The organism is Paenibacillus sp. sptzw28, from assembly GCF_019550795.1.
Taxonomy (GTDB): domain Bacteria; phylum Bacillota; class Bacilli; order Paenibacillales; family Paenibacillaceae; genus Paenibacillus_Z.
The window spans coordinates 1,548,866-1,560,913 of sequence record NZ_CP080545.1 but is presented as its reverse complement, the minus strand read 5'-3'; the positions used below and the strand labels follow the sequence as shown (position 1 = coordinate 1,560,913).

13 protein-coding genes are annotated in these 12,048 nt (G+C 42.6%); 2 read left to right on the top strand and 11 right to left on the bottom strand.

Translation table 11 applies throughout. The features are described 5' to 3' along the window. Window positions 1–448: 448 nt before the first annotated feature. From KZ483_RS07180 to KZ483_RS07135, 10 genes are all read right to left on the bottom strand, one after another. Entirely contained in the window at window positions 449–907 is a 459-nt protein-coding gene (locus tag KZ483_RS07180; protein WP_220351991.1) for a hypothetical protein, read from the bottom strand. A 62-nt stretch (window positions 908–969) separates the two neighbouring features. Then, the gene (locus KZ483_RS07175) at window positions 970–2,079 is read right to left on the bottom strand and encodes a hypothetical protein (protein WP_220351990.1); all 1,110 of its coding nucleotides are present in this window, start codon (window positions 2,077–2,079) and stop codon (window positions 970–972) included. A 729-nt stretch (window positions 2,080–2,808) separates the two neighbouring features. Further along, on the bottom strand, window positions 2,809–3,069 hold the full coding sequence (locus KZ483_RS29090; RefSeq protein WP_397376161.1) for a hypothetical protein: 261 nt from the start codon (window positions 3,067–3,069) through the stop codon (window positions 2,809–2,811). A gap of 287 nt (window positions 3,070–3,356) precedes the next feature. Beyond that, a complete protein-coding gene (locus KZ483_RS07165; RefSeq protein ID WP_220351989.1) occupies window positions 3,357–3,959 on the bottom strand; it encodes a TylF/MycF/NovP-related O-methyltransferase in 603 nt (200 codons plus the stop codon). 124 nt (window positions 3,960–4,083) lie between these two features. Continuing rightward, window positions 4,084–4,461 carry a VOC family protein gene (locus KZ483_RS07160; protein ID WP_220351988.1) on the bottom strand — a complete coding sequence of 126 codons (378 nt, stop codon included), beginning with the start codon at window positions 4,459–4,461 and terminating at the stop codon, window positions 4,084–4,086. Window positions 4,462–4,637: 176 nt separating this feature from the next. Continuing rightward, on the bottom strand, window positions 4,638–5,195 hold the full coding sequence (locus KZ483_RS07155; protein WP_220351987.1) for a DEAD/DEAH box helicase family protein: 558 nt from the start codon (window positions 5,193–5,195) through the stop codon (window positions 4,638–4,640). Between the two features lie 127 nt (window positions 5,196–5,322). Beyond that, entirely contained in the window at window positions 5,323–5,691 is a 369-nt protein-coding gene (locus tag KZ483_RS07150) for a histidine kinase (RefSeq protein ID WP_220351986.1), read from the bottom strand. Window positions 5,692–5,989: 298 nt separating this feature from the next. Continuing rightward, entirely contained in the window at window positions 5,990–6,601 is a 612-nt protein-coding gene (locus KZ483_RS07145; protein ID WP_258881572.1) for a restriction endonuclease, read from the bottom strand. Between the two features lie 261 nt (window positions 6,602–6,862). After that, window positions 6,863–8,341, bottom strand: coding sequence for a hypothetical protein (locus KZ483_RS07140; RefSeq protein WP_220351985.1), 1,479 nt, complete (start codon window positions 8,339–8,341; stop codon window positions 6,863–6,865). Between the two features lie 360 nt (window positions 8,342–8,701). Continuing rightward, window positions 8,702–9,283 carry a TetR/AcrR family transcriptional regulator gene (locus KZ483_RS07135; protein WP_220351984.1) on the bottom strand — a complete coding sequence of 194 codons (582 nt, stop codon included), beginning with the start codon at window positions 9,281–9,283 and terminating at the stop codon, window positions 8,702–8,704. A gap of 98 nt (window positions 9,284–9,381) precedes the next feature. On the opposite strand from KZ483_RS07135, the gene KZ483_RS07130 reads away from it, so the two are divergent. Both KZ483_RS07130 and KZ483_RS07125 read left to right on the top strand, forming a co-directional pair. Further along, complete coding sequence (locus tag KZ483_RS07130; protein WP_220351983.1) at window positions 9,382–10,029, top strand: NADPH-dependent F420 reductase; 648 nt, start codon at window positions 9,382–9,384, stop codon at window positions 10,027–10,029. A gap of 19 nt (window positions 10,030–10,048) precedes the next feature. Further along, window positions 10,049–11,458: an MDR family MFS transporter gene (locus KZ483_RS07125; RefSeq protein ID WP_220351982.1), complete on the top strand. Its 1,410-nt coding sequence runs from the start codon at window positions 10,049–10,051 to the stop codon at window positions 11,456–11,458. Window positions 11,459–11,626: 168 nt separating this feature from the next. On the opposite strand, the gene KZ483_RS07120 is transcribed toward KZ483_RS07125, so the two are convergent. Beyond that, on the bottom strand, window positions 11,627–11,881 hold the full coding sequence (locus KZ483_RS07120; protein WP_220351981.1) for a hypothetical protein: 255 nt from the start codon (window positions 11,879–11,881) through the stop codon (window positions 11,627–11,629). Window positions 11,882–12,048: the final 167 nt, after the last annotated feature.

Here is a 12,048-nt window from a genome sequence, read left to right as displayed (position 1 = left end):
CTAGTATCAAAAACAAAAACCCAATAACGAGGCCGCACCATCCCGCTTTCGTGATCGCCTGAAGCTTCAGCTGGCCATTTCCTTATTTTTATTTGGATGGTAAGAGCTGGGGCGCGTAAAATAGTAATTTTAAGACATTAACTTTGAAAAAGGTCATAATTGATGAGAAAAATACAGCAATAACCATTGATTTATCAAAGGGCATTTTCAGAATTAATGAGAAAGGCTTACTGATAAAAAGAGATTAAACCCTACCGATTTTCACAATTAATGAGAATACCGAAAAGCACAAAATGAATAATTATACACGTTATACATATCTACTCTTTATGCGCTGAGTTGAAGTTATAAAGGTGGGGGCAGAAAATAAAAAAATGCTTAACATTAACGTACTCGTCAATGTTAAGCACCAATAATATCCTACATTTTCGCATGATTAAGAAGTGGATTATATGGAGAATTCGTTCTTTTGTCGTTTAAATAAGTAAGCAATTAAAACTATGAGTGAAATGGCAATTAACCAAATGTAACCATTTGCCCAAATATCATTTGTATACTGATTAATCCAATTCAACCGATATATCTTAGAGTTAGGCTCATCAATCCCACCACCAACCGCCTGAATGCGGTGCTTAATAAGACGAAATTCTTGTATCGTACTGAAAACCAGCATAAATAAAGCTATTATAGGCAAAATTGCATGTATCTTAATTCGTCTTAATAATAAAAACCCAAATGTCATCGACGCGATTAAAAAGATACAATATACAGGTAGAAAAATGAGCCCCAAATTTCCATTGCCTGAAATCTTATCTGGGGACACCGTGAAAGCTGATATTAAGAATATAGAAGCAATTGAAAGGATTGAGGAAAGGGTGAATAGTAACACTACGGTTCTTCTGTTCATATAACCCTCCCAATATATTTAAACTGCCGAAACATAAAATACGTTTCAGCAGTTAGTGAATTTTAGTCCCAATTCCAAACGGGATAGCCCATATCCATATCCTGATCGTTAACCGTCCAACTTGCCCAGTGAGTTCCAGTATTATACTGTCCACCATCTGGGTCTTTATAACCAAAATAGTTTACTCCAGAGACATTTTTAATCCCATTTCCCGCGACAAAATGGTAACTTGCCTCAACGCCTTCAGAGGTCCAAAAATCAAATCTCAAAGCAACCGGTCTATGCGCACTAATTCTTTCACGGTATTTTTCCCAGCCTCCTAGTGGGTCCGTGGCTCTCATAGAGCCAACTCCCCAACCAGTTGGAGTATAATTATGGTTCAGATGAAAATAGAAACCTTGACGCCAATCTGGCATAGAGGTACCAAACTGAGTTGCATTAAGTTCATAATAAAGATGATCAATAAATTTATCCACTGTTCCATATTCAGCAGTTCCTCTAATCGGGTGTCCTTCAATACCTTTTAAGAAATTTGATATCATTGCCGCTGTGGTTGGCCCACAGGCAGATCCAGGGTAATCAACGCCACTTGTCCTTTGCCAAATCCTTGGTACTGCTAATTCTAAATTGGTGGCCAATGTTGTTGCGGCTGAAGCAATTTGATTACTTGATTCTAAATATCTGTTCCATTTTTCTTTGTTTGATGCATCACGTTCAATTGGCTTGATTTGTTTATTATTTCCGTGCCTTTTAGCTATTATTTCGTATAATTCACTTTTGTTGCTAGCAAAAACGTATTGTGAAGCTCCAAGATAATGCAATTTCTTAGAACCTTTTATATGTTCATCAACCACCTGATTCATTGTTTCGCCGAATTCTAACACCGGCTCCCTATCAGTTGAAGATGAGGTAATTACGTATCCAATGACGTTTGAACCAGATAACAAATAAAACAAGAATCCAAGATGAACATCTTCGGAATCGTACAAATCTGCTTTGAATTGCACTGCAGCATTATCCCACCCCAACAGGTCCACTTCTCTAATAAATTTAGACACAACTTCCTCTGCTTCATTCGCGCTAATATTTTCTTTCAATGCACTGACCAGCGAGATTGGCTGTACGAATACGCACAGTGAAATAATCAAAAAGAAACAAAAGATTTTTTTCATTGTCCCCCACCTTATATTTTATTATAAAAGCTAGACAGTTTGCCATTAATCTTTGTGTAATTAATTAACTCCACTTTTTTCTATTGCAAACTGGCTGGTTTGAATCCCTTATTTCAGGTTAACTGCTTTTCTATAGTCAGATACATAAAGTTATTGATTTATTAAGTCAAGCTTTCACCCCCATATAATCTACCGATACAGTTCCTGTTGCTTTTCTATTGACAGAAGCAATATCATCGATGTAGTTTCATTGTTACTTGTAACCGTTGTATATTTCTCCCACAATACTTCCATAATTTACTATTTATTACAATTGTATTGTACGTTATTTCAGGTACTGAAGCCCCTGCGGACTATTTTCGATCATTTTTGGTTATACATGCACCCTTTTCCCGATATCAAGGCTGTATTCCAGAGAAAGTCTGTAATCACGTGATTACACATTTATCCAAATGCACTATTATGTGAAAAGGTCAGACATATTTTTTGCAGCTCAGATAAAATTTCTTGAGTACTTCTGTTGTTAATTCACTGCTTCTTACAATTGAGCAATTTACAAGATGCATCGTGCTGAGCGCCTTAAATCTGGTAGACAACTCTAGTTTTGAAACCAACAGAACCAAACGTACCTTCTTCCAGTTCCTGCTTTCAAAAAGGCTACGGAACGCAAAGGAGGAAGCGCTGACCAATGGAACCTAAGGGATCTTGGCCGGGCCGCTACTGCCCGACTTAGAACCGGTCGTTCGCTTGGTCAGCCCGACTGAACGAGCTGGGGGATCCAAATTCAAAGGTCTTAGACGACTGACTGGTGGCAGGCGCCACTGAGCTAACGTGCTTCTCATAGCCCAGATGTTCATCCATCTCGGCTTCCAGCATCTCCTGCAGCGTTTCGGCAAACAGCTCTTTCAACGCATTCTGTGCATCCTGCGCCGAGACCAATTTATTCTCCTTGATGAACTGCCGGAGTTGCTGTTTCGTCCATAATCCCATGTGTTCTCCCCAACCTTTCTTCTACTTCCATTGTAATAGGTTTAGGAGTTTACACAATCTATTTTACAGACTCGGATCGAGATAGGTGACCCGTTTGATCGGTTCATGAAAGAGTTGCTGTAGCTTAGAATCGTAGCCATCAATGGAACACTCCCCGTTTATTTACCAGCTGCTTCGCACTTATGAAATTTCCTAATATTACGCAATCTTGCCCGATAGTTAAGCAGGCTGCCGATCAATCATGACGGCAGCCTGTCCTATGGAGCTATCGGTATCCGTTAGCGTAATTATCGTATCACCCTTACAGCGGCACCATATCGATTATTTCGCGATACAGGTTCCACTTCCCTTCCGTAATCCTTAAGCCATTCTTTTAAGGCTTTATATTCTCCATTTTGCCAATTGTCGTATTGTTCATGTAAATTCCCCCATCCCGTAATTTCATCAAAGTACAGAATTGATCCATTTACAATCTGTTCATTTAGAACAGTTAGAATCGTCCTAGCAGAACTATATAAGTCAGAATCTATATTGATGAAAGCAATCTTTTCGATTTCATTAAATATTGGTAACGTGTCGCTAAACCACCCCTTTATTAAAACCACATTAGCTCGTACCTCGGGTATTTTCTCCACGGAGAAAGTTCCTGCTTCATAATTTAGTGAACCATCCCTTTTCCTTTCCCAAGTTTCAGGCAATCCCTCAAACGAATCAAAACCATATATGATATGTGGAGATATAATATTAGCGATATAATTAATTGAATCCCCGTCTCTCACGCCAAATTCTAAAAATAGTCCACCGATCTTTACCTGTTGTAAAACGTATTTAAAATGGTCATAACGGTCATCGACACAAAAAGAATCACGCATCGACTCAATTAATTCCATAGTACACCCCCGAATAGTAACTGAAATCATTTTTGCCAGTCAGTTGAGCAGGCTGCCGATCATCCAGCAGCCTTCGTCATGGAGCTATCGTTATCCGTTAATTGAACAAGGATAATATGTAGATTTATTTATCCTCAGCGGCGAAATACCGATTTCCGTCAATGTCGCAAAAATAGAGCCACCAGCCACACCCACCAGCATCTTCAAGTGTCGCTGGGGAACCACTATCGGTTAGTTTTTGTTGCAGCTCGCTAATATTCTCACAATAGAATCCAATGATATAATTGTCTTTATCTTCAGTGGAAATGCGTAGACGGGTTTTATCATCTGTTTGAATTAGATGGACGGCTGCTCCTCTATCAGGGAGATGTAAAAAAGCCATTTTTGATTCAGAATTTATCGGTCTTTCAAGTTCAAATCCAAGAATATTCACATACCATTGTGCAGCATTTTCTAAATGAGAAACAGGTACTTGATGATGAATAACAGTTTTAATACCCATTAGAATTATCCTCCCCATATTCCATATTTACCCCCCTAACATACAGTAGATTTTTTCGCATGTAAACTCTTTCTTTATCCATTTTACTGCCAGTTACTTCAACGATCAGGAGCAAGTCTCCGCGGCGCCTGTACCAGTCATAATTATTCCTCTATTGTACCCTTTAGCTTAATGATCTAGATCTGGAATCGCTCTTTAATCAATTGTGCCGTTTCTGCTGGTGTTCGTTTTGTAGTTTTAATTCGAATGTAGTTTTTCCTCGTGATCTCACCGGGTAACGAGTTCAACCGATGATTCTCCATAGTTTGAATTAAATCCTTTTCTGATCGTTCGACGTTACGCTTAGTCGGCTTATGGTGCAAGCGATGCGGGGACTTGTTGCGCGCAAGTCTTTCCTCTAAATCAGCCTCGAGCTCCACAAAGCATACCTCATGCCCCTTGGATTCAAAGATGCCACAAATTTGTTCGACAAATTCCCAGTCGCCTGGTAAATCAAACCCCCAAACGTATGTGAACATGAATCCCACGCTATTACTTTGAGACATCTGCTCAAAGATTTCCTTGCGAAATAGATCGGACAACCGCCACATTTCAGGTCCGAAGCCAAAATAAGGATGAAGTAGCTCAATTGTCTGATGGTTGTGAAACAACTTCAAAGACGTGATTTTCTCAAGTTCGTGACCCACTGTCATCTTCCCTACAGCCTGAGGACCGAATATAAGTATGAACTTCATCTTTCCTCCTATGTGGACATTTTCCCCATTCTTTAAATTGAGCCCCAAGAGAAACAGAACTGTCGACCATCTCTAAGGTAGCTTTGTTGTGAAAGTCATTATGCTCTCGTCTCCGTTAGTTCAGTGTTCACTTTGTATTTTTCCCCTCATGTTCATATAAATAGTTCATAAAACCATCATGCAATTCTCCAACCTCCCTTAAAGATTTTTTAGTATCCTTATCAATCAAATCCACAGAATATTTCAAATCACTATACCCATCAATAAGTTCCATAATCCTATAAATAACAGCCTCTACAAGTTCGTTTTGTATTATAGAAATGGCATTAAGGTCGTCCTCTGATTTCAACTTTTCTTGTAGCAATTTATATGCTTCATTGGAGTCAGCCCACGTTATTCTTGATTGAGGATTAAAACTATTTACTGAAAAATCTACCCAAGTATCCTTTATCCCCTTTAAACTTTCGAAAAGTAACTCTTGCTTTTCCTTCGACATTTGGAGTCTCCTTTCCAATTACAGAGGCTGCCGATCTATGCCGGCAGCCTCGTTCTTGTGATTGTTGAGCTATAGTATCCGTTTGTTCAATGGTCAGAGAGTAACGCATTAAAGGCGATGGATCGGATCCATCGCTGCACTGTCGTTCCCCGGTAGCTCCCGTAGTCACGTCTTCAAGATAAACAAATGCCCACAGGAAATGGCATCCCTGCGGGGTTATATCAAATTGCTTGGATATTCTTACATCCAGGGAAGTTCGAGCACGCATAGACCTCGCCCTTGGTGCTCTTCCTTATAATCATATGGTACCGCCACAAACATCGCATATACTATCTTGCTTTGACGAAAGCGCTGCGGTTTGTTTGGCCGTAGCCCCTTTTGATGACGACGCTGGTTTCTTTGGCGTTTTTATCTTAAGCATCAATTCAATTAGCTCGTTTCTGGCGATTAATCGAACGCCATTCGATTTAGCAAGTGTGTAAGCTTGATCGGTATAGTCATTGTTTGTGACTACCCACGCTTCTGATGCTCCATAATGTGCCTTTCCAGCCTGTACCTGCTGAACTGCCTCAAGTCCGACATTCCCCTTGTACCGTTTGGCTTGTACGGCGATCTTCTTTCCTTGTTTCTTAAGGAGAAGATCTACTCCGAAATCACCAGCAGCCTGTGTGACTTCTGCATGGTAACCCTGGGAACGGAACAAGTGACCGAGATAATGCTCGAATTTATGACCGTCCATTTTGTCGACCTCAGCTATGCCCGATAGCCTTAGTCGCTCAGCTTTAAGCATTCCGATGAAGAACACGATGCCAAGACCAGCAGCGAAAACCATTCCTGCGGCAAATCCGGCCACCCCAAGTGATTTCGTAGCCGAAAAAGTTGCAATAAATGCTCCTAACATCAATAACATGACAAGTGTGCTGCAACAGGATCCTCTTTTTTCTTACGTCTTCGTCTCTTTGCCATGAAATTCGCCCCTCCGATGGTTATAAAGAATATATCGGCACCGGATAAGGGAAATATTACCGACATGACACTTGTTGAAGGATCAATCTATGGATAATTCGCATTGAACAGGAACAGTGCGGTTAAGAGGTTTTATAAAACTGATAGACCAATTGCGTGTAATCCATTGTTGGGCTATCGTTTCCGTTAGTTCAGAAAATTCCCCTTAAAATATTTCGTAAAGTCTAATCTTACTTTGTTCCTTGCCTGCATCCCATTGTTGACCATTCCAAGTGGCAAAGAAGGCTCTGTCTTGTTCATTCAATAGTCTATTAAATATTTGTCCCTTCAACTTGTGACGGGAGAGAATCTCTAGATCGGAATTCCTAACTTCCAATGTGCTTTCTCCTGTTTGAATATAGACATTTCTGCTACGATCAACATGCAAAAAACTAAGGAAATCGGTACACTTCCTACTAGTGCTTATCCGAAATGGTCGAAGGTCAATCTTAATTAATTTCTTATCAAAAATATATAAATAAATAACATGGGATTTTTTATCCATTATTGAATCAAAACTCGTATCATCAATTTCGAGCTGATCCAGGATCTCAAGTTGTTGACTCAGACAGTAAATACGAGTTCGGTTCTGACCATTTTCTTCTTGAGTACAGCAGTAATAAATGCGATTATCACTATCAAATAAGAAATTCCTCCAATGACAGCCACCTCTTGTATCCAGCTTTAAACTAGATTCAATCTTCCCCTGCCGATTTATTTTTACAACTAGGGGCATTTCATTCTCTTTTTGCATGTGCATGTAAAACGCATTTAGGTGGAATGTAGGGGGTACTTTTAAGTACCCCACCTCAAACTCCCACTTCTTTTCACCTGCCACATCACACTCAAACAGGACTTGCTTTGAACCATAGGTTGAATAAAGGCTAGCACCATCACGAAGTTTAAGATGAAGGTATCTATTCTCATCAACAGTCTCTTGTATTGTACGAATCAGAGTCCCATCGGTCTGCAATTCAAAATTATCAGGATCATCAACGAGATAGCGACCCTCGGAATAGGGCAGTTTTACAACTGACGAAGTAGCTGTGTTACATATCGGCATTCCTTCAAATTCTGTTACAAGGTATGCCTTGGTTTTATTTATTATTTGGCGTTTAGCCTTTGATTCAGCACAGTAATCTTGAACTACGGACTTATCGAACTGTCTTTTTATTAATTTATTCTCCGATAGTTCGACGTCATCATAGTGTATCCATAGTGGAACACCCAGTAGATGCTCCAATAGCGCAACTTTCTCCTTCAAATGCTCGCATTGAAAAACTTCCTTTAAAAGCGAAGCATCTTTGAGGTCCAACTCAAGGCTTTGTTGAAAACGTGCTGGATTTCCGCGTTTTGCAAGATATCCACACGCGTCATTGGAAATATCCGAAGAGATCATCTTCCCTTTGTGGAACAAGTGAAGAGCCAATACATCGTCGTCGTAGTAACCCACAGACAGCACTACGTTATTTATTTGTTTTGATAATCTATGAGCTTCTCGTTCGACTTCACCAATCTGAAAATCTTCCCGCAACACTGTCGTCCAACCTTCAGACATTACCCTAACAATACAATCTGGCATATGTGTTTGAACGTGGGTAGGATCAAGGTTCCTGACTTGAATATTGGCAAACTTTACTCCCATGTCTCCTCCTTTTCAGCTCGACGAGCAATAACTTCTCGATCATGACTTGTAACTATTAGATTTCACATGTCATGGGGAAAATCCTTTTCATTAAATTGTTAAACTATGCTGCCCGTTACTTCAATGAAAAAAAAGCAGACTGCCGATGCAATCTGCTTCATTCCACTATCGTCTCCGTTACTTCAATGTACTGCGTTGTTCTCTAGGGACACTGCTTTTCATATTATTTCCGACTCAACCCATCTTCTCAAGTTGATGATTTGGTTATCCAAGTGCTCCCCGCTAATACGCCAGTGCGTATTAACAAGAAGATCCAGTAATGGTCGTCTACAATACTGGCTCTCTTGCGGTTCGCTTGTTTCATTGGCGATGCATATCAACCAAAGCCTTGGCCGCAAGAACGACGTCCGCCGCAGGACTGTCCGCACCGAAGAACCGGGAAGATATGCAGAATCCTTCCAGCAGCACAAACAGCTGTCTAGCCAGCGTATCGGGGGACTTCAAGCCTGCCCGTTCGCAGATGGCTTGCAAACGATTCACGATGGATTGTTTGTGCACGACAGCCGCTTGGTTCGCAATATGTTCGGGATCCGGGAACTCGACGGCCACATTCTGATAGAGACAGTAGGTCGATCTCGGGGAGTTCGAATGCCCTTTGGCAACGGCATCGAAAATCGCGGTAAGCTGTCCCTGTGGTTCCGAGATGCCTTGAATCACGCTCTCGAACCAATCCCAATAGATCTCGCTCGACCGCTCCAATATTTCAACGATTAAATGATCTTTAGACGGAAAATGTTTATACATCGTCATCTTCGTAATGCCTGATTCGGCAACGATCGTGTCGACTCCAACAGCGTGGAAGCCTCTTTCGAAAAACAGCCTGCTTGCCGTATGCAGCAGCTGCTCACGGGCTGCTGATTTATTCCCGGCTGTTCTACTCATATTTACGCTCACCTCTTATGATTGACATTATACAGATCGGTATGTATACTGTCAATTGTAAGTATACTAACCTGTATGTATATTAGGAGGGGATGGAAATGAAAATTGGATTTATCGGCTCGGGCAATGCAGCGCAAATGTTAGGCCGCTCACTCGCCAAAGCGGGACACGACGTGAAATTAGGTGCGAGAAACCCAGATAAGCTGAACGCTTGGCTGGAGCAACAACAACAAGATGAGAAAGTAAGCGTCGGCACCGTACAGGAAGCCGCCGTTCACGGCGACATTGTCTTTAATGCAACCCCTGGTACTGCTTCTCTCGAAGCATTGTCCGAAGTCGGCAGCCGAGCGCTGCAAGGCAAAGTTTTGGTAGACATAGCTCTTCCACTGGATTTCTCGAACGGCGAGCTTACCTTGGCCGTAGCCAACACGGATTCCCTTGGCGAGCAGATCCAGCGCGCTTTCCCGGATACCAAAGTGGTGAAGACGCTGAATACCGTTTCATCCGCGATAATGGTCAATCCCCAAAGCGTGGCCGACGGTCAACATGACCTATTTGTCAGCGGCAATGATGCGGACGCCAAGCGGATCGTCACTGCCCTCTTGAAGGAATCGTTCGGCTGGGAAAGCGTCATCGATCTCGGGGACATCAGCTCCGCGCGCGGCACCGAAATGCTATTGGCTCTATCCTCCAGAATTTATCAGGGACGCGGCCATATGAATTTCAACGTTAAAATTGTCGGTTAAGCCGAGGAGACCTGCAGACATGCCGGGGAGTGCCACAGCGGCAAGGAGGATGACCGGATCACTATCCGCCATAATGACCGCGATGTTCATTGTCTATCTGGACCATACGGTCATGAATGTGATGCTTCCCCGACTAATCAAAGAATTCCACAGTACTTATAATACCGTTCATTGGACGGTAACAGGGTATGTGCTTGCACAAGCTGCCGTGATTCCGCTTGCCGGTTGGCTGTCCGACCGGTATGGCGCGAAGCGGATCTTTCTCTTGGCGATCGGATGGTTTGCCGCGGGTTCTTTATTATGCGCGGTGGCCTCAGGAATCGAGCAGCTAATCCTATTCCGCATCGTACAGGGGCTGGGCGGGGGCATGATTGCCCCCATCGGATTCGCCTATATTTATCGATTGAGTCCTCCAGGCCAAGTCGGAAGATTGATGGCAAAGGTAAGCATACCTATCTTGCTCGCTCCTGCGCTTGGTCCGGCTTTCTCAGGTTATCTGGCGGACTCTGTTGGATGGCAGTGGATATTTCTTATGAATATCCCGGTTTGCATCTTCGGCTTGTACACCGGTATCCACCACCTTCCAAGGATTAAGAGCCAAGCCGCGGCGGAACTGGATTTGGCGGGATTTCTTCTTGCCCCGCTTACTTTCGTCAGCTTGTCATACGGCATCAGTGCGAGTGAGGGGAGTTCTTGGGGGGCCATTGGGGGATTGGCTACAGGCGGAATGGCATTGTTTTTGCTTGTGGTCACCCAGCTGCGCCGGTCTAACCCTCTGCTAGAGCTGCGCGTCTACAGGTCAGGTCATTTCGCACAAGGAAGTCTAGTGCTAGGAATCGCGCAGTTCGCATTTTTTGGAACCTTGTATCTCATTCCGCAATTTCTTCAGGTTGTGAATGACTTCGGAGCGTTTGAAGCCGGCTCCTTTATGATTCCCTACGCGGTTGCTTTGGGGATCGTAATGCAGTTCTCCGGAAGGTTGTTCGATAATTTCGGCGTGCGTTGGCTGGCCGTTGCCGGCACATCCTGTTTAGCCTTTGCAATGTTCGTATTATACCGAATCGAACCAGATACAGGAAACGGGATGCTCTTGTTGGCGATTGTGCTGCTTGGTGCAAGCGCAGGGCTTTGCATGATGCCTCTTCAAACTTATTTAATGAAGGCCGCTCCGAAGTCTTTGGTCGGCCGCGTTACTTCTCTAACGGGCTCCATACAGCAAGTCATGGTCTCCTTTGCGGTGTCAGGCATGACGACCGTTCTGACAAGCAGGCTGGATATTTATGCGAAATCCGCTTCTTTGCCGGATGCATGGCTGCAAGCATTTCGAGATGCTTTTACCGTCATCCTGGTTGTTGCGGTCATAGGCGCCTGCGCGGGACTATTCATACGCAACGCCGGAACGGACGATAAACCAATGGCAGACGCTTGATGATAGCAAAAGTACATTCTAGATTACCCTTCCCTAACAAGGAAGGGCTTTTTTCATCCGAAAAAAGGCCGAAATACGATACATCATCCGCCACGTTATCCTGCCAGTTAGTTCAATGAAAAAAAAGCAGACTACCGATGCAATCTGCTTCATTCCACTCCCGTTAGTTCAATGCTCAATTGATATTAAGCTCGGTAATTGCCATCTCTTTTTCTCATATTTAACCCAATACTTCTCTCCAACCGCAATTAAATCACTAATATTCAAAGATGTTGATACGCTCGCTTTCCGCCCACTTTCATTTTCTAAGGAAATTGAGTTTTGTGTTTTCTCAACAATTGTTGCATATTCGTAGGTAACCGTCGTTTTCGAAAACCAAATAAAGATAGCAAATATAAGCAGGGCAGTAAAAACTGTCATCATTATTTTCCACTTCGTTTTTACTCTATAAATGTTCTCCACTTCCTCTTTCTTCAATTAGGGAATGTCAGCAAATAAGTTATTCAACGGTTTCAATATGCAATTTCCATTTACATCTTATACGTAAGCTATAAGGGATTGGTAACGCATAACTGCCAGTTAGTTTAGCG

What these genes read in the sequence shown, in the direction of transcription:
- KZ483_RS07180 (WP_220351991.1), bottom strand. Translation starts at nt 907, where the DNA reads ATGAACAGAAGAACCGTAGTGTTACTATTCACCCTTTCCTCAATCCTT.
- KZ483_RS07160 (WP_220351988.1), bottom strand. Translation starts at nt 4,461, where the DNA reads ATGGGTATTAAAACTGTTATTCATCATCAAGTACCTGTTTCTCATTTA.
- KZ483_RS07155 (WP_220351987.1), bottom strand. Translation starts at nt 5,195, where the DNA reads ATGAAGTTCATACTTATATTCGGTCCTCAGGCTGTAGGGAAGATGACA.
- KZ483_RS07145 (WP_258881572.1), bottom strand. Translation starts at nt 6,601, where the DNA reads ATGTTATTGATGTTAGGAGCATTTATTGCAACTTTTTCGGCTACGAAA.
- KZ483_RS29090 (WP_397376161.1), bottom strand. Translation starts at nt 3,069, where the DNA reads ATGGGATTATGGACGAAACAGCAACTCCGGCAGTTCATCAAGGAGAAT.
- KZ483_RS07135 (WP_220351984.1), bottom strand. Translation starts at nt 9,283, where the DNA reads ATGAGTAGAACAGCCGGGAATAAATCAGCAGCCCGTGAGCAGCTGCTG.
- KZ483_RS07150 (WP_220351986.1), bottom strand. Translation starts at nt 5,691, where the DNA reads ATGTCGAAGGAAAAGCAAGAGTTACTTTTCGAAAGTTTAAAGGGGATA.
- KZ483_RS07165 (WP_220351989.1), bottom strand. Translation starts at nt 3,959, where the DNA reads ATGGAATTAATTGAGTCGATGCGTGATTCTTTTTGTGTCGATGACCGT.
- KZ483_RS07130 (WP_220351983.1), top strand. Translation starts at nt 9,382, where the DNA reads ATGAAAATTGGATTTATCGGCTCGGGCAATGCAGCGCAAATGTTAGGC.
- KZ483_RS07140 (WP_220351985.1), bottom strand. Translation starts at nt 8,341, where the DNA reads ATGGGAGTAAAGTTTGCCAATATTCAAGTCAGGAACCTTGATCCTACC.
- KZ483_RS07175 (WP_220351990.1), bottom strand. Translation starts at nt 2,079, where the DNA reads ATGAAAAAAATCTTTTGTTTCTTTTTGATTATTTCACTGTGCGTATTC.
- KZ483_RS07125 (WP_220351982.1), top strand. Translation starts at nt 10,049, where the DNA reads ATGCCGGGGAGTGCCACAGCGGCAAGGAGGATGACCGGATCACTATCC.
- KZ483_RS07120 (WP_220351981.1), bottom strand. Translation starts at nt 11,881, where the DNA reads ATGATGACAGTTTTTACTGCCCTGCTTATATTTGCTATCTTTATTTGG.